The sequence below is a fragment of the Hymenobacter psoromatis genome (assembly GCA_001596155.1).
Lineage (GTDB): Bacteria > Bacteroidota > Bacteroidia > Cytophagales > Hymenobacteraceae > Hymenobacter.
Genome location: CP014771.1, coordinates 234,650 through 259,674, shown reverse-complemented (window position 1 = coordinate 259,674; position 25,025 = coordinate 234,650). Strand labels below are relative to the sequence as shown.

Below are 25,025 nucleotides of genomic sequence, written 5' to 3'. Positions count from 1 at the left end.
GCGGTTTTTAGCACCGCGAAGATACGGCCCTTTTGCGGCGGGGCGTATGTTTGGGGTGCGCCCTACCCCTGCCTTTTCCTATCATGCCGCCTGCTCCTTCCGCCACCCCACCCGCCAGCAGCCCGAGCGCACGGGGCAAGTTTGCCCAGCTCTTTCTCAATGCCACTGCCTGCTATCTGCTGGCGTGGCTGCTCGTCAATTTTATCAGCCAGGCGGCGCAGGTGGTACTGGCGCGGCGAGCCTTCGTGCCGGGTAGCTGGGACCTGGGCGGCGTGCGCTTCAACCTGGGCGACAGCGGCTGGCGGCGCGATACCGTGCTGGCCGTGTATGGCCTGGGGCCGGCGTTGGTGCTGGCGCTGGGAGTAGGGGCGTTCGGCTGGTTCTGGCTCTATGAGCGCCCGCGCCCCGGCCTGCTGAAACTGTTGCTGCTGTGGCTGGCGTTTCATGCCACCAACCACGTGCTGGGCGGCCTGCTGGCCGATACCGTGACGCAATCCAGCTCGTGGTATGTGCCCAACTGGCTGCTGGGCACGGGCGGCACCTGGCCCAGCGTGGTCCTGGGCCTGCTCTTTGGTCTGGGGCAAGTGGCGTTAGGCTTTTTGGCGGCCGTGCCGTTTTTACTAGCCCAGGATTCGCACACCATTTTGCAGTTTGAGCGGCGGCCGCAGCTAGTCGTGTACACCATCGCGGGGCCGTGGCTGGTGGGCTCGCTGCTGCTGGCGCTCAGCAAGCTGCCGCACCTGAGCGTGAACGAGGCACTTCACTACGTCACCATGATGCTGCTGCTCGTGCCGCTGGCCGTGGGCTGCCGGCAGGAGTTTTTCAACGAGAACGAGGCCCTGCCCTACCCCACCCACGTGGCCTGGGGCCTGGTGGGCCTGGCGCTGTTGGGGCTGCTGGCCTGGCGCCTGGCGCTGGGCACGCCGGTGGCATTTCGGTAGGCGGCAGGTTAACTAATGCGTGGCGGCGGTGTTTAGTCACGAGAATCATTTTTTCCTACCCCCCTCACCACCTCTCATCTCTATGGGTATTACCCTCCAGCAAGCCCAGGCCGCCGTGCAGGCCGCGCAGCAAAAAGCCCAGACTATGGGCGTCAAAATGAACATTGCCATCGTCGATGCCGGGGCCAACCTCACGGCCTTCGCCCGCATGGACGATGCCTGGCTCGGCTCGCTCGACATCGCCATGAAAAAAGCCAAAACCGCCCGCTTCTTCGATATGCCCACCGGGGCCATCGGGGGCCTGTCGCAGCCCGGCGGCCCGCTTTTCGGCATCGAGCACTCCAACGGCGGCCTCATCTCCTTCCCCGGCGGCCTGCCCATCAAAGATGGCAGCGGTAAGGTTATCGGCGCCATTGGCGTGTCGGGCAGCACCGTGGAAGACGACCACGCCGTGGCCGAGGCGGGCCAGCAGGCGGTGGCGGGCAAATAGTCTGGCAGCTGCCTTCATTTCAGAAAAACGTCCCGGCCGCCCCGCCGGGACGTTTTTCGTATCTTGCTACCCTACCCCCTCCCCTCGCCATGAACGCGCTCTTTGCTGATGAACCCTTGGTTCTGGACGACCCCTACATAAGCCGGATGAGCGAAGCCGAGTTTTTCGACTTCTGCCAGCAGCACCGCAAATGGCGCATCGAGCGCAACGCCCAACAGGAAATTCTGATTATGGCCCCTACTTTCTCGCTCACCGGCAAGCGCAATGCCCGGCTGATTACGCAACTCGGAATGTGGTGGGATAAGCACCCCGAAGCCGGGGAAATCTTTGATTCCAACGCCGGTTTCACGCTGCCCAACGGGGCCGTGCGCGCACCTGATGCTTCATGGGTCCCGGCCGCGCAGTGGGATGCGCTGAGCCCGGAGCAACAGGAGAAATTTGCGCACGTCTGCCCGCCATTCGTAGTAGAGCTGCGCTCGAAAACCGACTCCATAAGAGTGCTGCTGGAGAAAATGGAGGAATACCGCCAGAACGGCACCGCGCTGGGTTGGCTGCTTTCCTGCGACGATGAGACGGCCTATATCTTCCGCGCCGGGCAAGGTGGCTATGAAACGGTGCAGGGGTTCGAGCGCGAGCTTTCGGGTGAAGGCGTATTGGTGGGGTTTCGGCTGGATTTACGGAAGCTGCGGTAGCATTATCCTCAATCTTTTTATTGATTAAGCATTAGCTTCATAACCGGACTGTTTATAGACTTTAGCAATTGGATTTCAAAAGAAAGGCTAGCGCCTAATATGAAGCAATTGTTCCAAGCAGTAGTGGCCGGGGCTGCTGATTTAAGTCTGCCCCAACGAGATATTCAAAATGCCCAAGGAATGGCAGATTATGATGAGTATCAGCTGGGCTTTGATATTATTGTCGTGCAACTATTTGAATTTGAAGTAGAAATTAACGAGCCATATTATCAACTTCTTGAGCAGACGGCAGGCAGGCTGAATATTCCCGCTAGTGACTACATTTTTGTCAAGAGCTTAATAAGGTCACCTAACTATATTCCACAACCAGTCAGGAAAAAACTCGGTTTGCTGCTTCAAATGCTTAATGCACGTTTATCAAACCAGTAACGCCCCGGCCGACCTCGCCGGGGCTTTTTCGTACCTTTACCGCACTAAAAAAGCTGCTGCTGGTTTCTAAAAACGACGCACCGCGCACCTAAACTTCGCCCTACCCCCCCTCCTATGCATCCCGCCCCAGTTGCCCCCTACAAGCCTAAGAACCACGTGCGTATCGTCACGGCCGCCGCGCTGTTTGACGGCCACGACGCGGCCATTAATATCATGCGCCGCATTATTCAGAGCAGCGGCGCGGAGGTGATTCACCTCGGCCACAACCGCTCGGTGCAGGAAATCGTGGACTGCGCCATTCAGGAAGACGCGCAGGCCATTGCCATTACCAGCTACCAGGGCGGGCACAATGAGTACTTCAAGTACATGCACGATTTGCTGAAGGAGCGTGGCGCGGGCCACATCAAGCTCTTCGGCGGCGGCGGCGGGGTTATCCTACCCTCCGAAATCGCGGAGCTGATGGCCTACGGCATCACGCGCATCTACTCGCCCGACGATGGCCGCGCGATGGGCCTGCAAGGCATGATTAACAACTTGCTGGAACAGAGCGACTTCCCCACTGGCCAAAACCTCAACGGTGAGGCCGGCCACGTGAAGGAGAAAGACGCCCGCAGCATCGGCCGCCTGATTTCGGCCGCCGAAAATTTCCCGGAGGAGTTTGAGCGCGTGAAAGGCGACTTGATTTCCGAATTTCAGCTCGGCGAAAACGACCAAAACCAAGCATTAAGCACCAAGCATCAAGCACCCATCCTAGGCATTACTGGCACGGGCGGCGCGGGCAAATCCAGCCTCGTGGATGAGCTGGTACGGCGCTTTCTGATGGACTTTCCGGACAAGACCATCGCCATCATTTCCGTGGACCCCAGCAAGCGCAAAACGGGCGGCGCGCTGCTCGGCGACCGCATTCGGATGAACGCCATCAACTCGCCGCGGGTGTACATGCGCAGCCTGGCCACGCGCCAGAGCAACCTGGCCCTGAGCCGCTACGTGCAAGATGCGGTGGACGTAGTGAAGGCCGCTAATTACGACCTTATCATTCTGGAAACCAGCGGTATCGGCCAATCGGATACCGAGATTATCGAGCACTCCGACGCCAGCCTCTACGTGATGACGCCCGAGTACGGCGCGGCCACGCAGCTGGAGAAAATCGACATGCTCGATTTTGCCGATGTCATTGCCCTCAACAAATTCGACAAGCGCGGGGCGCTCGATGCGCTGCGCGACGTGCGCAAGCAGTACCAGCGCAACCACGGCCTTTGGGACACGCCCACGGACGCGATGCCGGTGTTTGGCACCATTGCCTCGCAGTTCAACGACCCCGGCATGAACCGGCTATACCGGGCGGTGCTCCAGATGCTGGAAACCAAGACCGGCGCCACGTTCAACTCGCACCTGGAAACCAGCACGTCGGACTCGGAGAAGATTTACATCATCCCGCCGAACCGCACGCGCTACCTCTCCGAAATTGCCGAAACCAACCGCGCCTACGACCAGCGCGTGCGCGAGCAGGCCCACATTGCCGAGGTGGCCGGCGCGTTTGCCAAGCTCGAAGAGCACTACCGCGCCGAGAAAAAAGCCGACGACAGCACGGTGGAGGAATTCACCAGGAACAAGCAAACCCAGTTGCGCCGGCTCGATGCCGACAGCCAGGCCATTCTGGAAAACTGGGAAAATACCCTGCAAAACTACCGCAACCCCGAGTACGTGTATTCGGTGCGGGGCAAGGAAATTCGGGTGAAGACGCACACCAAGTCGCTGTCGGGCAATATGATACCAAAAGTATCGGTGCCGCGCTACACTGGCTGGGGCGACCGCCTGCGCTGGGCGATGCAGGAGAATTTCCCCGGCGAATTTCCCTACACGGCGGGCGTGTTCCCGTTCAAGCGCGAGGGCGAAGACCCGACCCGCATGTTTGCCGGCGAAGGCGGCCCGGAGCGCACCAACCGCCGCTTTCACTACGTGAGCCTGGGCCTGCCGGCCAAGCGCTTGAGCACGGCCTTCGACTCGGTGACGCTCTACGGCGAGGACCCCGACCACCGACCCGACATCTACGGCAAAATCGGCAACGCGGGCGTGAGCATCGCCTGCCTCGATGATGCCAAGAAATTGTATTCGGGCTTCGATTTGAGCGCCCCGACTACCTCCGTCAGCATGACAATAAATGGCCCGGCGGCCACGCTGGCGGCGTTTTTCATGAACGCGGCCATCGACCAGAACTGTGAGAAATACATTGACGAAAACGGCCTGACCGAGGAAGTGGAGGCCAAAATCGACGGCATCTACGCGGCGCTGGGCCAGCCCCGCCCCCGCTACCAGGGCGAATTGCCGGCCGGCAACGATGGCCTGGGCCTGCGCCTGCTCGGCGTGACCGGCGACCAGGTCCTACCCCCCGACGTGTATGCCACCATCAAGGCCAAGACCCTGACGCAGGTGCGCGGCACCGTGCAGGCCGACATTCTCAAGGAAGACCAGGCCCAGAATACCTGCATTTTCAGCACCGAGTTTGCCCTGCGCCTGATGGGCGACGTGCAGCAGTTTTTCATCACGGAGAAGGTGCGTAACTTTTATTCCGTCAGCATCTCCGGCTACCACATTGCCGAAGCGGGGGCCAACCCGATTACCCAGCTGGCCCTGACGCTCAGCAACGGCTTCACGTTTGTGGAATACTACGTGAGCCGCGGCATGAGCGTCAACGACTTTGCGCCCAACCTGAGCTTCTTCTTCTCCAACGGCATCGACCCCGAGTACGCCGTGATTGGGCGGGTAGCGCGCCGCATCTGGGCCAAGGCCATGAAGCTGAAGTACGGCGCCGACGCCCGCAGCCAGATGCTGAAGTACCACATCCAGACCTCGGGCCGCAGCCTGCACGCCCAGGAAATCGACTTCAACGACATCCGCACCACGTTGCAGGCGCTATATGCCATTTACGACAACTGTAACTCCTTGCACACCAACGCCTACGATGAGGCCATCACTACCCCCACTGAGGAGAGCGTAAGGCGCGCAATGGCCATTCAGCTCATCATCAACCGCGAGCTGGGCCTGGCCAAAAACGAAAACCCACTGCAAGGCTCCTTCATCATCGAGGAGCTGACCGAGTTGGTGGAAGAGGCAGTATTGCTCGAATTTGACCGCATCACGGAGCGCGGCGGCGTGCTCGGCGCGATGGAAACCATGTACCAGCGCGGCAAAATCCAGGAGGAAAGCATGCACTACGAGATGCTAAAGCACACCGGCGAGTACCCAATTATCGGTGTGAACACCTTCCTCTCGTCCACGGGCTCGCCCACGGTGGTGCCGGCCGAAGTCATCCGCGCCACGGAGGAGGAAAAGCAGTACCAAATCGACATGCTTACCCTGCTGCACCAGCGCAACGCCGCCGAAACGCCAGCGCGCCTCAAGCAGCTCCAGCAAATCGCCGTGGCCAACGGCAACCTGTTTGACGAGCTGATGGAAACCGTGAAATTCTGCTCGCTGGGGCAGATTACGAACGCGCTGTTTGAGGTCGGCGGGCAGTACCGGCGCAATATGTAGCCGCCATTTCAAACGAATTTGACAGATTAAAAAGGCATTATTCAACGGCATTATGGCTTACAGCGATTTTTCCATTTTCGATTTGCGACAGCAATTTGATATTCATTTTCGAGCGGAAGAACTTTTCCCTGGCTTAACGCCTGTTGAGCCAAGTCAGTGGTTGCAGCAGTCGCTTAGAATTGGGCAGCAGGTAGGCTTTAACAGCGAAAAGTCGCGTTCAGAGCGTTTGGTTACGCCGGTGTTGCTGGAACTATGTGAGCGCAACGACCAGTCTTTTTCTATCTATTCGGGCATGAGTCTCGACATTGACCCTGCCCACGGCCTACGCGGCGAGTGCAATTTTATCTGCTCCTTCAGTCACATTCAGGATTTTATTACTGCCCCGATTTTCTGCATTGCCGAGGCAAAAAAGCAAGACCTGGAATTAGGCACTATCCAGTGTTCAGCGCAATTGATTGGTGCTCGCAAGTTGAACGAACTGGAAGGCAATTCGCCTACAACTCTTTTCGGTTGCGCCACTACCGGTATCGAATGGCGCTTTCTCAAGTACGAGTACGATGAGATAGTACTGGACAAAAAACGTTACCTAATTAATGAATTAGACTCGTTGCTTGGCGTATTACAGACAATTCTTGACCTATCGCGCAAACAGTTGGCAGCTTCGCCGAGCTGATGGAAACCGTGAAATACTGCTCGCTGGGGCAGATTACGAACGCGCTGTTTGAGGTCGGCGGGCAGTACTGGCGCAATATGTAGGGTCGCAGATTTAACAGATTTCAACGGATTGACCTGACACAATGAGGCCTAGAATTTATATTGACACATCGGTAGTAGGCGGCTATTTCGATGAGGAATTTAGCGAGGTGACACAGCTGTTTTTCCAGCAGTGTCAGCGTGGCGAATTCATTTTCGTGGTGTCGGATTTACTTGACCTTGAATTATTGAACGCGCCGCCTAAGGTCCGCGATTTGATGAGTCAGTTTAATCCCGCTTTCTTTGAGCGGGTAAGTACCCGTTGCTAATTAGTTTGCTATAAAAGAACGTCATGCTGAGCTTGCCGAAGCATCTCTACCACGAGAGTAATCTCAACGTTTAGAGTTAGTTACGCAGTAGAGATGCTTCGGCAAGCTCAGCATGACCGTCTGATTTAACATAAAGTATTTGCCAACGGGTACTTAACCTGGTACTTGTGCGCTATATAACCGGCCGCGCATTAGCCCCCAATACCCCGCGCTCGCTACGAAAAAGCCTACGAACCAAGCGTAGTTATATACCTCCAGCAGCCAGGGCCACACGCTGGCTTTATCGAGTACATTGACGGCGACCAGGAAGCCCGGCACGCAGGGTACTATTCCTAAAACCAGCGCGATAATGGCCACCGGGTTGAAGCCGCGCCGGTAAGTGTAACGGCCCTGGTGCTGATATAAGTCGCTCAAATTCAGCTCCTGGTGGCGCAGCAGGTAGTAGTCGGTGAGGAGGATGCCGCCGATGGGGCCGAGCAGCGCCGAGTAGCCCACGAGCCAGGTGAAGATGAAGCCGCTGGGGTCGGCGATGAGCTTCCAGGGGAAGATGAGCAGGCCCACTACCCCCGTCAGATACCCGCCCGCCCGGAAGCTGATGCGCTGCGGCGCGAGGTTGGCAAAGTCATTGGCGGGGCTCACGATATTGGCCGCGATGTTGGTGGCCAACGTGGAGAGCGCCACGGCCAGCATGGCCCCGGTCACGAGCCAGCGGCCTTCGAAGCGGCCGGCCAGCACCACCGGGTCCCAGATGCTGGTGCCGTAGATAATGAGCGTGGCCGAGGTAACGGCCACGCCTACAAACGAAAACAGCGTCATGGGCAGGGGTAGGCCCAGCGCCTGGCCCACCTGCTGCGCCCGCTGGCTGGTAGCGTAGCGCGTAAAATCGGGGATATTAAGCGAGAGCGTGGCCCAGAAACCCACCATGCCCGTGAGCGAGGGAAAGAAGAATTTCCAGAACCCGCCGGGCGTGGTAAAGTGGGAGGGCTGCGCCAGAATTGGCCCCAGCCCGTGACCGGCCGAGATGGCCCACAGCAGCAGCGCCAGCGCCGCCGCCGGCAGAAAGAACGCCTTGAATACGAGCAGCTTGCGAATGCTATTAACTCCCAGATACACCACGTACATGTTCAAGAGCCAGAACAGAAAGAACGTGATGGCCGGCCCCGTGGCCAGGCCCCAGCTCGCCGGAAAAACGGGGGGTAGGGCACCCAGCGCCGGCCACCAGCGCACGGCCGCCTGGTAGCAGGCGTAGCCGCCAATCCAGGTCTGGATGCCAAACCAGCCGCAGGCGATAATGGCCCGCAGCATCGCCGGCACATTGGCCCCCAGCACGCCAAAGCTGGCCCGCGCAAACACCGGAAATGGAATGCCGTAGCGCGTGCCCGCCCGGCCATTCAACAGCATGGGAATGAGCACGATGGCATTACCCAGAAAGATGGTGAGCAACGCCTGCCACCAGTTCATGCCGCCCTGAATGAGCGAGCTGGCCAGCATGTACGTGGGGATGCACAGGCTCATGCTAATCCAGAGCGCGGCGTAGTTCCAGGTGCCCCAGGTGCGGGCGGCGGCGCTGGTCGGGGCCAAGTCCTCGCTGGTGAGGCTGGCGTTGGGCACCACGAGGGGGGTAGGCGAGGTTTCGGCCAGGGTCGGGTACGGGGTTTCCATAAGCTAAGCCGGTCGCCGGAAAAAAGTTAGGCCGCGCCGAATCCGCAAGCTACGCGAAATCGGGTAGCCGCCCCAACCCTACCAATCGCCCCCTACTTCGCTTCCTCAAAAATATCAGCCCACTCAATGGCCAGCTCGGGCAGCACGCTGGACGGCATCGGCCCCGGCTCGGCGTAGGTGCCGGTGGGCTCGTAGAGCCCCTCGGCCGTGAGGGCGTACGCCGTAATGGCCTGCTCGCCGGGAAAGACAATCCAGTACTCGCGCACGCCGTTTTCGGCGTAGAGGTCAAATTTGGTGCGCGTATCGAGCACGAGCGAGTTGGGCGACACGATTTCAATAATCCAGTCGGGCGCGCCCAGGCAGCCGCGCTTGTCAATTTTGCTCAGGTCGCAAATAACGCTGAGGTCGGGCTGCACCACGGTTTTTATCTGCGCGTCGCCGTTGCCGGTGCTGCGCAGCAGGCGCACGTCGAAGGGCGCGGCATATACCTGGCAAGAGCTACGGCGCAAATGACTCCATAGAACTCCCGTTAAACTGGTGGCAATCTGCTGGTGCTCCGAAGTCGGCGCTGACATTTTGCGCAGCACCCGGCCTTTTATCAGCTCTACATATTCCTTAAAACGCCAGCTTAAATAGTCAGCATAAGAATAGGTTTGCCCGAAGTCGAGTTGCGAGATGTCATTGATAGAAGCCATAAGTTGAAATATACGCTGATTTCTCGGAAGCGACTGTATGGGGGCGCACTACCCTAGCTTTTGGCGACGCAGCCGAGGCAAAACTTCTGTTTGGCGGCCAGCCGGGCCTAGCGGTAGCAGCAGGATTAATCAGGTTATGTAGCAGTAGGGCCAGCTATTTCAAGGCATAAATGCGCTCAATTATCTCCACCACTTTCAGGCCTTCGAGCGCGTTGGTGGTGGCGAAGCTGCGCTTTCGCAGCGTATCTACCACGTTGTCAATCACCTGCACGTGGTTGGCGGCCGAGCCCTGGTAGGGGCCATAGTCGTTGGCGGGGTTGGTGGGCGGCAGGGGAGGTAGGGAGTAGTCTTGCAGGTGGCAGTACTCTACTTTATCGAGGTACTGGCCGCCGATTTTGAGTGAGCCGCGGGCGGCCACCACCGTCAGGGAGCTTTCGAGGTTGCGGTCCCACACGGCGGTGCTGTAGCTGAGCGTGCCGCTACCCCCCCGCACCAGGTCGAAGGTGACCAGGCCGCTGTCCTCAAACTCCGTAATGCCTTCGTGGGTGAAGTCCCGAAAGCGCGCCGCGATATTGGTAATGTCGCCAAATACCCAATACAGCAAATCCACGAAGTGGCTGAACTGCGTAAAAAGCGTGCCGCCATCCAGCGCTTGCGTGCCCTTCCAGCCGCCAGACTGGTAGTAGCGCGCATCGCGGTTCCAGAAGCAGTTGAGCTGCACCAGAAACACCTCGCCCAGCCGGCCCTCATCGTGCACCTGCTTGAGCCAGGCGGCGGGCGGCGAGTAGCGGTTCTGCATTACGCCAAAGACCAGCCGGCCGGTTTGCAGGGCCGTGTGCACGATTAATTCGGCGTCGATTTTGCGCAGCGCAATGGGTTTTTCGACCACCACGTGCAGGCTGGCACGCAGGCCCGCCACTGCCTGCGGTGCGTGCAGGCCGTTGGGCGTGGCCACGGTGAGCACGTCGGTGGCGGGGCCACTTTGCAGGTATTCTTCGAGTGAAAGGAAAAACGACACGCCGGGAAACTCGGCCGCGAGGCCGGGGCGCAGCTCCGCGCGCACGTCAATGAGGGCTACCAATTGCGCCCCATCGTGGCGCGCCACCAGCGCCGCGTGGCGTCGGCCAATGTGGCCGAGGCCGCAAATGGCGAAGCGAACGGGAGCAGGATGCGCCACCTACGCCAAAAACACACTCGCCGGAATGTGCAGCTTTTGGTGAAAAAAGCGCGCCATAGCCAGGGTCAACGGCTTGCGGCGGTTCAGGATGGCCGACACGTAGCTTTTGCTGCCAATCTGCCCTACCAGGTCTTTGGCCTTCAACCCCTGCTCGGCCATTTTCAGCTGAATAGCGGCGATGGGGTCGGGCGATGGCACCGGATGGTGCTCATCTTCATAGGCTTTCACCAGCAACAGCGCTACCTGCACCTGCTCGCCGGCTGGTGAGTCGGGCAGAACCTGCTGGTCGAACTGCTCGTCTAGCCACTGTAGCAATTCGTCGTATTGCTGCTCGGTTTTAAGGGGGCGGAGGGTCATGAGTTTTTGAATTGAATGGTCGCTACGTCTATCTGGTCGTACTCGGCATGGGTCCCAAACCATTTAATCTGAATGACTTTATAATCAAATACTATCCGCACTACCAAGCGATATTTATTACCCATAATGTTGAATACCAACCGGTCATCTCCTACCAAGCTAGCGGATGCATACGCGGCTTTTAACTGATTGAATGTTGTAAACTCTTCATTTATTAACTCGGCATACCATTGTTGCAACGCCACTGCCGCTGCCGGATACAACTTGCAGTATATCAGCAGCGTCCTGCGAGCAACTATATTAGACTTGTTGCGAGGTACAAGGTGACGTAAATTTGTGAGAAATATATTTCCGCTTAGGTTATGCAACTTTCCACTTCGACCCTTACTACCGAACGTAAATGGCGAGCAGCAACTGGCTTGACACAAGCTCGATTTGAAAAATTACTGACTCATTTTAAGCAAGCTTATTCGCGCTTATTTGATTTACAAATAGCTGACCGTGATGCTTTTGCCATTCATGAGTCCATTATTAAAACGGAAGAAGAACTGCTGCTATTTACCCTATTTAGCTTTAAAGCCAGTTTAACTTACGATTTACTTGGTTTTGTAAGTGGGATGGATACCGCGAATGCTAAACGTTATCAAGACCGAGGAATTATGGTGCTTCAAGAAGCTTTAACACTGTCTGGTCATTTGCCTAAACGAGCGTTTGCTAGCGTAGACGAATTTGAAGCTTATTTTAGCCAGCACGAAACGTTGTTACTAGACGGAACGGAACAACGGATACAACGACCGCAAGATTATACTACTCAGAAAGACTCGTATAGTGGTAAAAAAAAGCGAATACCTTAAAAGAAATAGTCATTGCTACTACCACTAGGTGGATTGGATTTTTAAGTCATTTTCAACCGGGAAAACAGCATGATTATGGGTTACTTAAACAACTCTTTCCTGTTGATAAACAGTGGTTTAGAAAATTTACTGTTCGCCTGGATTTAGGATTTCTGGGGTTTGGTAAGGATTATAAGTGTCCTACCTATTTTCTACCAATTAAAAAACCTAAGGGAAAAGAATTGACCCTGGAGCAGCGAGCCCTAAATAAAGAACAGGCGAGTAAACGTATTATAGTGGAACATGCTATCGGTGGCTGGAAACGTTATCGGATTTTGAGTGACCGTCTACGAATGCACGATTGGAAACGCTACGACAACGTGTTAGGAGTTTGTGCAGGGTTGTGGAATTTTTATCTATGTCCTTGACTTTCAAATCACAACAAGTCTATTAAACATAGAAACGAGGCTAAAGTTCACTCACAGTGAACAAATATACGTGCCGGATTAAAACGTTTTAATTATTGCTGCCACGAATTCCACCTGCTCCCCCGTCAGCCCCGGCTGCATGGGCAGCGACAGCACCTGCCCACACAGCCGCTCGGCCACCGGAAAATCGCCCACCTGGTAGCCCAGATACCCATACGCCGGCTGCGCGTGCACCGGCAGGGGGTAATAAATAGCGCTCGGAATCCCGTGCGCTTTCAAATGTGCCTGCAACGCGTCGCGCCTACCCCCGCCTTGCACCGTGATGGTGTACTGGTGAAAAACGTGGCTGCTGCGCGGGTCGCGGGCCGGAATTTGCAGGCCCGGTGAGCCGCCCAGCGCCGCGTCGTAGCGGGCGGCTATGGCCTGGCGGGCGGCTTGCGCGGTGGGCAAGTGGCGCAGCTTCACCCGCAGCAGGGCGGCTTGCAGGGTGTCGAGGCGTGAGTTGAGGCCGATGCGCTGGTGGTAATATTTCTGGCTTTGGCCGTGGTTAGCTAGCTGTTTTAGCAGGCTGGCGCGGGCGGCGTCGCGGGTGAAGAGCGCGCCGCCGTCGCCGAGGCAGCCCAGGTTTTTGCTGGGGAAGAAGGAGGTAGTACCCACCTCGCCCACCGTACCCGCGTAAGCTGTGCGGCCGCTAGCAAAGGTGAACGTAGCGCCCAGCGCCTGAGCATTATCCTCGATAAGCGCCACGCCGGCCGCCTGGCAGATATTCGTTAACTCTTCTAAATCAGCGCATTGCCCAAATAAATGCACCGCCACTACGGCGGCGGTGCGCGGCGTGAGCGCCGCCCGCACCGCCGCCGGGTCCACGTTGAAGGTATCGGGTAGCACGTCTGCCAAAACTGGTTTCAGGCCCAGCAACGCGGCGGCTTCCAGCGTGGCTACGTAGGTGAAGGCGGGCACGATGACCTCGGTGCCGGGGGGTAGGGCCAGGCTCAGGAGCGCCAGAGTGAGGGCGTCGGTGCCGTTGGCGCAGGGCACCACGTGCGCACCGCCCAGGTGCGCGCCCAGCTCGGCGGCAAACTCGCCCACGGCCGGCCCCTGAATAAACGCTGCCTGCTGCACGGTTTCGTGCCAGACCGCATCCAACTCGGCTTGGTAGGCAGCGTGCTCGGCGGCAAGGTCAAGCAAATGAATGGGCGGCAACAAGGGAAAGCAGCTGAAATAAAGGCAGAAACCAAAGATACTGGCCGGTCGGCGGGGCTATTCTTCCCGCAGCAGCCAGAACAGCTTTAGGGCATCCAGCGCCCGGAGCGATGGATTGGTACTCAGCAGGTTGCGCCGAAGCAGCGGCGCGCAAAGCGCGAGCGCGGCGCGCGCACCCGCCCCCAGCCAGAGGCGGCGCAGGCGTCGGGCAGTCTGCACCAGCCGGCTATCGGCGCCCAACCCGCTTTGGTGCAACAGGTAGGCGAGATTACGCACCGCCTGCTCCGACTTTTGCAAAAAGGCGGCCGCCGTTTCCAAGCCCGCGTGCAGCACAGGGTTGGCCAGGTGGCGCACGGGCACGCCCGCGCCGGCCAGCTGCCAGCCCAGCTTGGTGTCTTCGTGGCCGTAGCCGCACAGGCTTTCGTCGAGCGGAAAGCGCTGAAGCAACGCCTTGCTTATCAATAAATTATTTACTAGCAGCTGGTCGTAGGGCGCAGCCTGGCGCTGCGCCAGCGGCCGGGCTTCGCGCTGCCAGCCATACAGCCAGCGCAGACGGAGTGCGGGGTCGGCGGGAGGCTGCGCGGCATAGCACACGCCGCCGGCCAGCACGGGGGCCTGGCCCAGCGCCGCGTGGTAGCGCGCTACAAACTCCTTATCAGGCAGCTGGCTGGTGTTATCCAGCAGCAGCAGCCACTCGTGATTAGCGCTGGCCGCCAGCCGGTTGCGAATGGCCGCCCGCCCCACGTTGGCCGGTAGCTCCTCGTACCACACGCCCGCCAGGGCACCCAGCGGTCGGTTTTTTACCCGATATTCCTCATCCGATTTATCATCCAATAGTCTGATTTCTACCCCTCCGGGCCAGTCGCTGACCTGGTGCAGCAAGCTGCCGACCAGCACGGTTACGTCGCGGTTGAAAACAGGAATCAAAATGGACAAACCGACGGGCATGGGCAGAGGCGGCAGGGCTAGCGCGGCCCCGAGTCCAGCAGCGCCCCGTCCTTACACGTCAATACGCGGTGCGGGTATTTTTCGAGGAGCTGAAAATTGTGCGTCGCCATGAGAATAGCCGTGCCCGCGTGGTTTATTTCCGCGAACAGGGTCATGATGCCGTCGGCCACTTCGGGGTCGAGGTTGCCGGTGGGCTCGTCGGCGAGCAGCAGGGTGGGCTCGTTGAGCAGGGCGCGCGCTATCACTACGCGCTGCTGCTCGCCACCCGAGAGGCGGTGCGGCATGCGGCCCCCTACCCCACTCAGGCCCACTTGCATCAGCACCTCCTGCACGCGCTGCTGCTTGCGGGCCTTGCCGCGCCAGCCAGTGGCATTGAGCACGAAAAGCAGGTTTTCGCCCACCGTGCGGTCGCTCAGCAGCTGAAAATCCTGGAACACAATGCCCAGCCGGCGGCGCAGGTACGGCACCTTGCCGGGGGGTAGGTGCTCCAGGTCGAAGCCCGCCACGGTGCCCGCGCCCACCAGCAGCGGCAGGTCGGCGTACAGGGTTTTGAGCAGCGACGACTTGCCGGACCCGGTGCGGCCCACCAAGTACACAAACTCGCTCTTTTCCAGCCCAAAAGACACGTGCTCCAGCACCGCCCGCTCTTCCTGGGTGATGGTAACGCCGTGCAACTCAACTACTGGCTCGGTCATGGTTCAGGTCAGAGTTTTAGCTTGCGCAGCTTGCCAAATTCCAATTCCGCGATAACGGCCGCCAGCGGTACTTCCTGACCTTCCAGGCCGTAACGGTGCAGGTCTTTGAGTGGGCGGTCGGCGCGGAAATAGGCAATCAGCACGAAATTCTCGTCGCGCAGCTGGATATAATCCGGGATTTTGGCCTTGCCTTTTACTTTAATGATGTACACGGAAGGTAGGGTGAGCTTTAGCTTGCCAAGGAAGTATTTTGCTTTAGAACGGCAAGCTAAAGCTTACCCTACACGGTTATGCATTCACTTTTTTATGGTCGGCCAGGAAGGTTGCCAGGCCTTTGTCCGTCAGCGGGTGATTGAGCAGGCCGGTGATGACGTTGAGCGGGCAGGTGACCACGTCGGCGCCCAGCTCGGCGCACTGAATGAGGTGCGGCACGTGGCGCACGCTGGCGGCCAGTACTTCCGTGGCGTAGCCATATTTGGCAAAAATTTCGATAATTTGGGCAATCAGACCCAGGCCATCGGCCCCGATATCATCGAGGCGGCCCACGAAGGGCGACACGTAGGTGGCGCCGGCCTTGGCGGCCAGCAGGGCCTGCCCGGCCGAGAAAATGAGCGTGCAGTTGGTGCGGATGCCCTTGTCGCTGAAATACTTGATGGCTTTAACGCCTTCCTTAATCATGGGCACTTTCACCACGATGTTGGGGTGCAGGTCGGCCAGGGCCTCGCCCTCGCGGATGATGCCCTCGAAGTCGGTGGCGATGACTTCGGCCGACACGTCGCCGTCCACGATGTCACAGATGGCGCGGTAGTGTGCCATTACGGCATCGGTGCCCCGGATGCCTTCTTTGGCCATTAGCGAGGGGTTGGTAGTCACGCCGTCCAGCACGCCGAGGTCCACGGCTTCCTGAATTTCGGCCAGGTTGGCCGTGTCGATGAAGAACTTCATTTGTAAGCGGTTAGCTACTATAATCGGTTGTCAGTGCGGCAAGCCCAAAAAGAAAGCCGGCTCAAAGCTACGCGCTACCTGCCTAAACCTGGGCAGAAAAGCGCGGCTCGGGGCCGGCTGGAAAAGACAAAAAAAAGCGAGCCAAAATCGCACCGCTCAACCACCTACCCTTGCTGCCTTCCGGCCCTGGGGGAGTTCAGTAGGAGCTGGTCGTTCTGACTCGCCGGTACAAAGATAATCACGGATTACGCGGATTTTAGCGGATTTCACGGATTTTGTAGGTGATTCGCGCCGTCTGGAAAATTTAGTAGCAGATTATCAGCGCGAAACACTTACCGGCTTCTGTCGGGACGGGCTAGCGGAAGTACTTTTACAGCGCCAATCCTTCACCCCTCAGGCACCCACGCGCCAGCGGGCATAGCGGCCAGACGGCCGGCCAGTAGCGCCGCCTGTGAAATCCGTGAAATCCGCTAAAATCCGCGTAATCCGTGATTTATGGAGCAAATTCTCATTCTGGACTTCGGTTCGCAGTACACGCAGCTCATTGCCCGGCGCATTCGTGAGCTGCACGTTTTCTGCGAAATCCACCCCTACACCCACGCCCCCCAGCTGGCCGAGCGCATCAGCGCCGGCGACCTGCGGGGCGTTATTCTGTCGGGCTCGCCCTGCTCGGTGCGCGATGCCGACTCGCCCAGCCCCGATTTGAGCGGCATTTTGGGTAAAGTGCCGGTGCTGGGCATTTGCTACGGCGCGCAGCTGCTGGCCCAGCAGGGCGGCGGCGAGGTGCTGCCGGCCACCATTCGCGAATACGGCCGGGCGCGGCTCACGAGCCTCGACGAGGCCTCGCCATTGCTGCGCGGGCTGCACCTCAATACGCAGGTGTGGATGTCGCACGGCGACACTATCAAGTCCCTACCCCCCTCCTACAAGGTAATAGCCGGCACGCCCGAGGTGGCGGTGGCCGCCTACCAGCTGCCGGGCCAGGACACCTACGGCATCCAGTTTCACCCCGAGGTGACGCACTCCACCGAGGGTAAGCAGCTGCTCGAAAACTTCGTGGTGAGCATCTGCGGCTGTAGCCAGAGCTGGACGCCTGGACACTTTGTGGACTCGATGGTGGAGGCGCTGCAAACGACCATCGGCCCCGACGACCAAGTGATTCTGGGCCTGTCGGGGGGGGTAGATTCGTCGGTGGCGGCGCTGCTGCTGCACCGCGCCATCGGCCCGCGCCTGCACGGCATTTTTGTCGATAATGGCCTGCTGCGGCAGGATGAGTTTGCCTCGGTGCTGAAGGCCTACGAGGGCCTGGGCCTGAACGTGACCGGCGTGCGGGCCGCCCCCGAGTTTTACGCCGCGCTGGCAGGACTAAGCGACCCCGAAGCCAAGCGCAAGGCTATCGGCCGCACCTTCATCGAGGTGTTTGACCGCGAGGCGCAGAAGGTGGACGGCGCGCGCTGGCTGGCCCAGGGCACCATTTACCCCGATGTTATTGAGTCGGTTTCGGTGCACGGCGGGCCGGCCGTGACCATCAAGAGCCACCACAACGTGGGCGGCCTGCCCGAAAAGATGAACCTCAAAATAGTGGAGCCGCTGCGCATGCTTTTCAAGGATGAGGTGCGCGAAGTGGGCGCGGCGCTGGGCCTGCCCGGCGAGATTTTGAACCGCCACCCCTTCCCCGGCCCCGGCCTGGGCATCCGCATCCTGGGCGACATCACGCCCGAAAAAGTGGACCTGCTCCAACGCGCTGATGGCGTGTTCATTAGTCTTCTCAAGGAGCACAACCTCTACGACAAAGTGTGGCAGGCCGGCGTGATGCTGCTGCCCGTGCAGAGCGTGGGCGTGATGGGTGATGAGCGCACCTACGAGCGCGTAGTGGCCCTGCGCGCCGTGACCAGCGTGGACGGCATGACCGCCGACTGGGCGCACCTGCCCTACGATTTCCTGGCAGAGGTTAGTAATAAGATTATCAACCAGGTACGCGGCATCAACCGCGTGGTATACGATATCTCTTCAAAGCCACCCGCCACAATTGAATGGGAATAAATCACGGATTACACGGATTTCACGGATTTTGTGGACGATTGTTTTCGTGCTGCGGAACGTGTTTTAGCTAAAATAACGCGGGGGATAACCGTCCACAAAATCCGTGAAATCCGTTAAAATCCGCGTAATCCGTGATTTGGTATTGTTTGCAACATTTGCCTGACGAAGGCCCTGGCCACGCGGCCGGGTGGCTGGCGGCGCACGGCCACACGCTCACGGTTACGCGGCTTTTTGAGCCCTACCCCACCTTTCCGGCGCTACGTGAGTTTGATGGCCTGCTGGTTCTGGGCGGGGCGATGAGCGTATATGACGAGGCCGAATTTCCCTGGCTGGTGGCGGAAAAGGCCTTTTTGCGCGAGGTGTTGCGGGCGGGCAAGCTCACGCTGGCCATTTGTCTGGGCGCGCAGCTGGTGGCGCAGGCGCTGGGCGGCGAGGTGCGCCGGAATCCCGCACCCGAAATCGGCTTCTGGACGGTGCGCTTCGCGGCTAAAGCTTTGGCGCACCCGCTGCTGCGCGGCTGGCCCGACAAAGCCACGGTGCTGCACTGGCACGTCGATACCTTCACGGTGCCGCCGGGCGCGGTGCGGGTGGGCATGTCGGCGGGCTGCGCGGCGCAGGGCTTCGTGTGGGGCGACGGCATTATCGGCCTCCAGTTTCACCCCGAAATGACGGAGGGAATGGTAGAAAAGCTCATGGCTTTCGAAGGCCACGAAACGGCTGGAGAAGAAGAATTTGTACAGACTGCGGCGCAGATTCGGGGCAAGCTAAAATTGGTTTGGAAGGGGCGGCTGCTGCTGGAGGCGCTGCTAGGAAACATGGTGGCGCTGCATGAAAGCTAAATCACGGATTACGCGGATTTTAGACGGATTTCACGGATTTTGTGGACGATTGTTTTTTCAACGTTGAATTAGGCATTAATTGTGAACTGGCTTGAACAGATAATCGTCCACAAAATCCGTGAAATCCGTCTAAAATCCGCGTAATCCGTGATTTAGTAGCCCTTCGGCAATTCAATTCCTTTAATTGTCTTATATAAGCTCAGCGCGTGCTGGTCGGTCATGCCGGCCACGTAGTCGGTGAGCAATAGAATTTGCTCATACGCCGACGCGCCGGCTTGCGGGCCGATGGCGCGGAACTGAGGGGGTAGTAAATCGAGCAGTTTTTTGGAGCGGTGGTTATTTTTCGAGTCGAAAATGGCTCCCAAAAAAACGTCGAGCAAGCCGCCGAGCACTTCGAAGCCAGCGGCTTCGATTTCGAGCACCGGGCGCGAGCGGTAGAGCTTATCCACGCTCAGTTGCTGAATTTCTTGCAGAAACTCGTAGCCGCTCAGCTCCTTCACCAGCGAGGCATCGTAGGTGCCAGCCACGATGGCGGGCGCGTGCTGGGCAAAGCGGGTGGCGGTTTCGTCCACGAGCTGGCCGATGAGCGTGGCGCGCAGGTAGCCCAGCTCCTCCTGCCAGTCGCGCCACTCCAGGCTACTGCCGCCGCTACTTTTGGGGCGGGCGTTGGGGGCGGCGGCGCGCAGCTGGCGCAGCAGCGCCAGGCCGCGCTCGTGGTCGATGAGGCCGAGCTTGAGGCCATCTTCGAAGTCGATGATGCGGTAGCAGATATCGTCGGCGGCCTCCACCAGAAAGGCTAGCGGGTGGCGGTGGTAGAAGCCGGCCGGGGCATCTTTGGGTCGCAGGCCCAGCTCTTCGGCCACGAGCCGGAAGCGGGAGTTTTCGGCCTGAAAATGACCGTATTTCTTCTCGCTGGCCCCGTTTTGCTTCTTGCTGGCGTCGATGAGCGACGGGCGCGGGTACTTGGTAAAGGCGCCGAGCGTAGCGTGGGTGAGCCCCAAGCCGCCCGAGCCGCTACTGAGCGCCGGGTAGGTGTGGGTGAGAATGCGAAAGCCGGCGGCGTTGCCCTCAAAATGCTGTAAATCAGCCAACTCTTCAGGAGTCAGCTCGCTGATAAACCGCTCGGCAGCGGGGCTGGCGAAATAGGCTGAGATGGCATCCTCGCCCGAGTGGCCGAAGGGCGGATTGCCGATATCGTGGGCCAGGCAGGCGGCAGCCACGATGTCGCCGCAGTCTTGGGCAAAATCGGGCAGCTCGCGGGCAATATCGGGGTCGTTTTCGAGCACGCGGCGGGCCGAGAGACGGCCCAGCGAGCGGCCCACGCAGGCAGTTTCGAGCGAGTGCGTGAGGCGGGTGTGCACGAAGTCGGTTTCGGGCAGCGGCATCACCTGGGTTTTGCGCTGCAAGCGCCGGAAGGCCGACGAGAACACTACCCGGTCATAATCAGCGAGGTAGGGCGAGCGGCCGGGGGTAGGCACCTCGGCGGGGCGGTCGGGGTAGCGGCGGGTGGAGAGCAGGCGGGACCAGGACATGTATAAGTATCGGTAAGGAGTAAGCAAAAAACCCGCTTGTCATTGCGAGCTTGCGAGGCAATCGCACCTGAACGACATGCGCACCACTCGTTCGAGTGCGATTGCTTCGCAAGCTCGCAATGACAAGCGTCTATTCCCTTCTGCCCAGCAGTATGAAACACCGCCTACCCCTGCTTTTTGCCTTGCTTAAGTTCGTATCGAGCTTGCTGCTGGCGGGCTACGGTACCTACGAGCTGCACCGCGACGAATATCTATACCTCGACTACGGCCACCACCTGGCCTGGGGCTACATCGAAGTGCCGCCCCTCACGGCGCTGCAAAGCTGGCTGACGCTGGCGGTGGGCGGCGGTTTTTTCTGGGTGAAATTCTGGCCGCTGCTCTGGGGTAGCGGCACTATTTACGTGGTGGTGCGGCTGGCGCGGCGGCTGGGCGGCGGGCCGTGGGCGCAGGCGCTGGCCGGCGTGTGCTACCTCACCACGGCCTACGGGCGGCTCAACCTGCTGTTTCAGCCCAATGCGTTCGAAGTGTTCAGCTTCACGCTGGGCACTTACCTGCTGGTGCGCTATATGCAGCCCGATGGCCGGCCGCGCCACCTCTATTGGCTGGGCCTGGTGCTGGGCCTGGGCGTGCTGAACAAGTACACGACGTTCTTTTTTGGGGCAGCTGTGCTGGCCGCGCTGCTGGTTGCGGCGCCGCGCACGCTGGGGCGGCGGCCCATTTGGCTGGCGGCGGGCCTGGCCTTGCTGGTGGCCGCGCCCACGCTGGGCTGGCAGCTGGCGCATGGCCTACCCTTTCGGCACCACATGGCCTTGCTGCACGACGAGCAACTAGTGCACGTAACGGCGGCTGGATTTTGGAAAGAGCAGCTGCTGCTGTGCTTCGCGGCGCTGCTAATATGGGTGCCGGGGCTGTGGGCTGCCCTGCGCGGGCGGCCCGCGCCCGCCGCCCGCGTGGCGGGACTGGTGTACGTGGCAGGGCTGCTGATTCTGACCCTGTTACACGGCAAAAGCTACTACGGCCTGGGTTACTACCCGGCGCTGTTTGCGGTGGGCGCAGTGTGGTGGCAGGCGCGGCTGGCGCACCGGCCGGGCCTGCGCGTGGCGCTGTTGGGGCTGCCGGTGCTGCTGTGGGTGCTCATCGTGCGCGATATTTTCCCGGTGCTGGCACCGGCCGCGATGGCGCGTCTTAGCCAGCGGCCCATTCACCAAAAGCTGGGCCTCAACCGCTGGGAAGATGGCGAGGCGCACCCCCTACCCCAGGATTTTGCCGATATGCTGGGCTGGCAGGAGCTGGCCGATAAAACCTGGCTGGCCTATCAGGCATTACCCGACTCGACGCGGGTCAGCACGCTCATCAAGTGTGATAATTACGGCGAGGCCGGTGCCATCAACTACTACAACCGCGACCGGCCCATGCCCGCCGCCACCAGCTTCAACGGCAGCTACTTATACTGGTTTCCGCAGTGGCCGGCGCGGCCCTATCGGAACGTGCTGCTAGTGGGCGAAGGCCACCCGGCCGAGCTGGTGCCGTACTTTCAATCCCTTAAAAAAGTAGGGGAAATCACGAACCCATACGCCCGCGAGCGCGGCACGACCATTTACCTGGGCACGGGCCCTACCCCCGCCCTGCTGGCCCGCGCCGCCGCCGAGCATAAGGCGGCGCTGGCCGCCTGGGAAGGTGGCGTGAAGTAGAGAAGATAGGAGGAGTATTCCAATCGGAAAAATTCCTTATTCCTCTTCCCGTGAACCCAATTCCCTACCCTGCCCCAGCAGGCGCACGGTGGCGTAGGCAATGAGCAGAAAGGACCAGAACACGACCGTTACACCCCAGGTTTGCCAGTTGTGGAAGGGGTGCAGGAAGCGCTGCACGATGTCATAAACCAGGGTAAACGGGTTGCTGAGAATATCCCAGGAATTGTAGCGCAGGTAGCGGCCCAGGTACACGCCGAAGGCGCTGAGGCCCAGCGCCACCGTTACGAAGCCCCAGCCGGCCCAGAAGCCCAGGCGCTGGCGCACCAGCGCGTGCATATCGAGCAGCGAGGCGAAGGCCAGCATCAGCCCGTTCCAGGCGCAGGACATGATGAGCGCCAGGTCGTACCAGTAGGGCACGCCGGAGTGGGGCACGAGGTGAAAAAGGTCGGTGACGAGGTAGGGCGCGTTGGGAAAAAACAGCAGCCACACCGCCCCGATGGGCAGCAGCAGCCGCGCCTGGGGCGGCCGGGCCGCCAGGTGCAGCGCCGCGCTCAGCGCAAACGGAATGGCGGCCAGAAACAAATTCCAGAGCAGAAATATAAATAGCAGCTGCCCGGTAATGAACACGCGCACGGCGATGAGCGCGAAGCTCAGGGCCAGCGACAACCCCAGTATTAATAGCAGCGGCAGGCGGCGGCGCAGGGCGGGCAACGACAAAGGCATGGATAGGTACATCGGCGTGAAAGGCTACAAGGCGCGCTATGGCAGGGGGGTAGCACGCGATTGGGAGTTTCGTTGAGCACTCGTGCAGAAGTAAACGGGTATAAAAAGAACGTCCTTCCGAGCTTGCCGAGGAATCTCGCCCGGGCCGTTCGGGCTTTGTTCAACGACGCCCGCGAGATTCCTCGGCAAGCTCGGAAGGACGTTCTTTTTACTCAGCTACTTTTGACTGACTACTTAAGCGGGAAGTTGCGCGCGGGTGGGAACGCTAAGGTAGGAAGCGGGGCCGCGCGGGTTGCTTTCGGGCCCTCCCCGGCCGGGCGTACCTTTGCGGTGGCCAATGCTGGCCCGCCCTACCCCCCATGACCTGTCTGTACCGTGCCGTTGTCCCGCTGATGTGGCGGCGGCTGTTGTTGCTACCCCTCCTTTTACTGGCCCTGGGTGCGGCCGCCCAGGGCCAGCTTACGCGCTACCGCGCCGGCAAAGCGCAGCTCGACCAGGGCCACTACGCCGCGGCCATGCGGGAGCTGGAGCCCCTGGCGCAGCCCGTCAACCATTTTGCCCAGGCTCCCGACGCGGCCTACCTCTACGCCGTGGCAGCGGGCCGCCTGGGCCAGTGGGTCGAGGCCGAGCAAATGCTCAACCTGCTGCGCAACCAGTACCCGGCCTACCCCGGCCTACCCGAAGCGCTGTATTTGCAGGGTCAGGTTTCGTTTGAGCAGGGCGACTACGACACCGCCCTGCGCACCCTGGGCCAGCTGCCCGCCGAGCCGTATGCCGCCCCGCGCGAGGCCATGCAAACCAACTACTTAGCCAAGCTGAAAGACCGCGCCACCTGGCAGCGCTTGCTGAAACGCTATCCGCAGAGCAAGCTTATCGGCCGATTATATGCTGATTATCTGCTGACTGCTACCCCCCTCAGCGAGGCCGACCGCCAGCAGCTCGATGCGCTCGTGGCGCAGTTTAAGCTCGACCGCAATCGGTATGCGGCGGCCTTTGCGGCTCCGGCCGTGCCCAAGGCGCTGCCCCGCAAAGGCACGTATAGCATTGGCGTGCTGCTGCCCTTCGAGCTGCAAGACAACAGCTGGCAGACGCAGCGGAAAAACCAGTTCGTGACCGACCTCTACGCCGGCCTGCGCCTGGCCCAGGACTCGCTGCAGCGCGCCGGCCACCCGGTGCAGCTTTTCGCCTACGACACGGGCGCTGACACGCTGACACTCAAGAGCGTGCTGGCCCTGCCCGAGCTGGCGGGCCTGGACATGCTCATCGGGCCGGTGTATAAGTCGGGAGCTAAGCTGCTGGCCCGCTACGCCCGCGACCACCAGATTATCTGCATCAACCCGCTCTCGCAGGATGGCAGCCTGGTGCAGGACAACCCCTACCACTACCTCTACGCGCCGAGCGCGGCCACTCAGGGGCGGGTGGCGGCGCAGTTTGCGGCCGTTTCGTTTGGCACCGGCCGGCCGGCTGTGCTGCTGCACGAAGACAGCAAGGACGAAAACGACTTTGCCGCTGCCTACCAGGCGGCCTACGAGGCGGCGGGCGGCCATATTCCGGCTACTCACAGCTTCCGGCCCGATGACCCTGCCAGTCTGACTGCCGCCCTCGTGCCGGCTGAGCTAGTGGGGGCCAGCCACGTCGTGGTGGCTTCCGACAACCGCAAAGTGGGGCCGGCCGCCTTCACCGCGCTGGGCCAGGTGCCGGCCGCTAGCCGGCCGGCGCTGCTGGTGCCCGGCACCTGGCTCGACAACCCCGGCCTCGGCGTGGGGCAGCTGGGCAGCGCGGGCGTCTATTACTATCAGCCGCGCTACTTCGACCGGCAGGGGCTGGGCTACCGGCGCTTTCGCCAGCTCTACCTGACCCAGCAAAAAGTGCCGCCCTCCGTGTTTGCCGACCAGGGCTTCGAGCTGCTGTTATTCTTTGCCAATGCGCTGCAAGCATATGGCCCCGCCTTTCAGGCCGCGCTGGCTACGGAGCCGCCGCCGTCGGGGGCCATTTTTGAAGGCCACACCTACCCCAACGGCGCTCACGACAACCAAACCGTGCCCCTCCTAAAGCTCAGCAACCTGGAGCCGCAGCTGCTGCGGTAGTAAGTGTATTAGTTAACTAATTGTCATTGCGAGCATGTTGCGCATCAAGCAAGGGCGAA

The 25,025-nt window shown here is 60.1% G+C and carries 23 protein-coding genes and 1 other RNA gene; 11 read left to right on the top strand and 13 right to left on the bottom strand.

What is annotated here, in order from left to right; all coding sequences use genetic code 11:
- Window positions 1-83 precede the first annotated feature (83 nt).
- From A0257_01190 to A0257_01160, 7 genes are all read left to right on the top strand, one after another.
- Window positions 84-941 carry a hypothetical protein gene (locus A0257_01190; protein ID AMR25841.1) on the top strand — a complete coding sequence of 286 codons (858 nt, stop codon included), beginning with the start codon at window positions 84-86 and terminating at the stop codon, window positions 939-941.
- Between the two features lie 82 nt (window positions 942-1,023).
- The gene (locus A0257_01185) at window positions 1,024-1,431 is read left to right on the top strand and encodes a glycolate utilization protein (GenBank protein AMR25840.1); all 408 of its coding nucleotides are present in this window, start codon (window positions 1,024-1,026) and stop codon (window positions 1,429-1,431) included.
- An 89-nt stretch (window positions 1,432-1,520) separates the two neighbouring features.
- Window positions 1,521-2,123, top strand: coding sequence for a hypothetical protein (locus A0257_01180; GenBank protein ID AMR25839.1), 603 nt, complete (start codon window positions 1,521-1,523; stop codon window positions 2,121-2,123).
- 99 nt (window positions 2,124-2,222) lie between these two features.
- On the top strand, window positions 2,223-2,552 hold the full coding sequence (locus A0257_01175; GenBank protein AMR25838.1) for a hypothetical protein: 330 nt from the start codon (window positions 2,223-2,225) through the stop codon (window positions 2,550-2,552).
- Between the two features lie 114 nt (window positions 2,553-2,666).
- Entirely contained in the window at window positions 2,667-6,086 is a 3,420-nt protein-coding gene (locus A0257_01170; GenBank protein ID AMR25837.1) for a methylmalonyl-CoA mutase, read from the top strand.
- A 52-nt stretch (window positions 6,087-6,138) separates the two neighbouring features.
- The gene (locus A0257_01165) at window positions 6,139-6,759 is read left to right on the top strand and encodes a hypothetical protein (protein ID AMR25836.1); all 621 of its coding nucleotides are present in this window, start codon (window positions 6,139-6,141) and stop codon (window positions 6,757-6,759) included.
- A 124-nt stretch (window positions 6,760-6,883) separates the two neighbouring features.
- On the top strand, window positions 6,884-7,108 hold the full coding sequence (locus tag A0257_01160; GenBank protein ID AMR25835.1) for a hypothetical protein: 225 nt from the start codon (window positions 6,884-6,886) through the stop codon (window positions 7,106-7,108).
- Between the two features lie 153 nt (window positions 7,109-7,261).
- Here A0257_01160 and A0257_01155 read toward each other — a convergent pair whose 3' ends face one another.
- From A0257_01155 to ffs, 11 genes are all read right to left on the bottom strand, one after another.
- Window positions 7,262-8,770 (bottom strand): nitrate reductase, encoded by a 1,509-nt coding sequence (locus tag A0257_01155; protein AMR25834.1) that lies wholly within the window; start codon window positions 8,768-8,770, stop codon window positions 7,262-7,264.
- Between the two features lie 92 nt (window positions 8,771-8,862).
- Entirely contained in the window at window positions 8,863-9,465 is a 603-nt protein-coding gene (locus A0257_01150) for a restriction endonuclease (GenBank protein AMR25833.1), read from the bottom strand.
- 154 nt (window positions 9,466-9,619) lie between these two features.
- Window positions 9,620-10,642, bottom strand: coding sequence for an oxidoreductase (locus tag A0257_01145; protein AMR25832.1), 1,023 nt, complete (start codon window positions 10,640-10,642; stop codon window positions 9,620-9,622).
- On the bottom strand, window positions 10,643-10,999 hold the full coding sequence (locus A0257_01140) for a transcriptional regulator (GenBank protein AMR25831.1): 357 nt from the start codon (window positions 10,997-10,999) through the stop codon (window positions 10,643-10,645).
- Complete coding sequence (locus A0257_01135) at window positions 10,996-11,346, bottom strand: addiction module toxin RelE (protein ID AMR29573.1); 351 nt, start codon at window positions 11,344-11,346, stop codon at window positions 10,996-10,998. Before A0257_01135 ends, A0257_01140 begins: the two co-directional genes overlap by 4 nt.
- A 992-nt stretch (window positions 11,347-12,338) precedes the next feature.
- The gene (locus A0257_01130; GenBank protein ID AMR25830.1) at window positions 12,339-13,466 is read right to left on the bottom strand and encodes a transcriptional regulator; all 1,128 of its coding nucleotides are present in this window, start codon (window positions 13,464-13,466) and stop codon (window positions 12,339-12,341) included.
- Between the two features lie 54 nt (window positions 13,467-13,520).
- On the bottom strand, window positions 13,521-14,390 hold the full coding sequence (locus A0257_01125; GenBank protein AMR25829.1) for a hypothetical protein: 870 nt from the start codon (window positions 14,388-14,390) through the stop codon (window positions 13,521-13,523).
- Between the two features lie 38 nt (window positions 14,391-14,428).
- A complete protein-coding gene (locus tag A0257_01120) occupies window positions 14,429-15,106 on the bottom strand; it encodes a phosphonate ABC transporter ATP-binding protein (GenBank protein AMR25828.1) in 678 nt (225 codons plus the stop codon).
- An 8-nt stretch (window positions 15,107-15,114) separates the two neighbouring features.
- Window positions 15,115-15,318 (bottom strand): fructose-6-phosphate aldolase, encoded by a 204-nt coding sequence (locus tag A0257_01115; protein ID AMR25827.1) that lies wholly within the window; start codon window positions 15,316-15,318, stop codon window positions 15,115-15,117.
- A gap of 76 nt (window positions 15,319-15,394) precedes the next feature.
- Complete coding sequence (locus A0257_01110) at window positions 15,395-16,051, bottom strand: fructose-6-phosphate aldolase (protein AMR25826.1); 657 nt, start codon at window positions 16,049-16,051, stop codon at window positions 15,395-15,397.
- Between the two features lie 130 nt (window positions 16,052-16,181).
- Window positions 16,182-16,278, bottom strand: an RNA gene (ffs, locus tag A0257_01105) — signal recognition particle sRNA small type.
- A 268-nt stretch (window positions 16,279-16,546) separates the two neighbouring features.
- On the opposite strand from ffs, the gene guaA reads away from it, so the two are divergent.
- Both guaA and A0257_01095 read left to right on the top strand, forming a co-directional pair.
- Window positions 16,547-18,094 (top strand): GMP synthetase, encoded by a 1,548-nt coding sequence (guaA, locus tag A0257_01100; GenBank protein ID AMR25825.1) that lies wholly within the window; start codon window positions 16,547-16,549, stop codon window positions 18,092-18,094.
- Window positions 18,095-18,249: 155 nt separating this feature from the next.
- Window positions 18,250-18,933: a hypothetical protein gene (locus tag A0257_01095; GenBank protein ID AMR25824.1), complete on the top strand. Its 684-nt coding sequence runs from the start codon at window positions 18,250-18,252 to the stop codon at window positions 18,931-18,933.
- 152 nt (window positions 18,934-19,085) lie between these two features.
- Here A0257_01095 and A0257_01090 read toward each other — a convergent pair whose 3' ends face one another.
- On the bottom strand, window positions 19,086-20,465 hold the full coding sequence (locus A0257_01090) for a deoxyguanosinetriphosphate triphosphohydrolase (GenBank protein AMR25823.1): 1,380 nt from the start codon (window positions 20,463-20,465) through the stop codon (window positions 19,086-19,088).
- A gap of 152 nt (window positions 20,466-20,617) precedes the next feature.
- Between A0257_01090 and A0257_01085 the strand changes: the two genes are divergently transcribed.
- The gene (locus A0257_01085) at window positions 20,618-22,156 is read left to right on the top strand and encodes a hypothetical protein (protein AMR25822.1); all 1,539 of its coding nucleotides are present in this window, start codon (window positions 20,618-20,620) and stop codon (window positions 22,154-22,156) included.
- Window positions 22,157-22,192: 36 nt separating this feature from the next.
- Here A0257_01085 and A0257_01080 read toward each other — a convergent pair whose 3' ends face one another.
- Complete coding sequence (locus A0257_01080) at window positions 22,193-22,891, bottom strand: hypothetical protein (GenBank protein ID AMR25821.1); 699 nt, start codon at window positions 22,889-22,891, stop codon at window positions 22,193-22,195.
- Window positions 22,892-23,238: 347 nt separating this feature from the next.
- Here A0257_01080 and A0257_01075 point away from each other — a divergent pair, with 347 nt between their 5' ends.
- Complete coding sequence (locus A0257_01075; protein ID AMR25820.1) at window positions 23,239-24,966, top strand: hypothetical protein; 1,728 nt, start codon at window positions 23,239-23,241, stop codon at window positions 24,964-24,966.
- The last annotated feature ends 59 nt before the right edge of the window (window positions 24,967-25,025 follow it).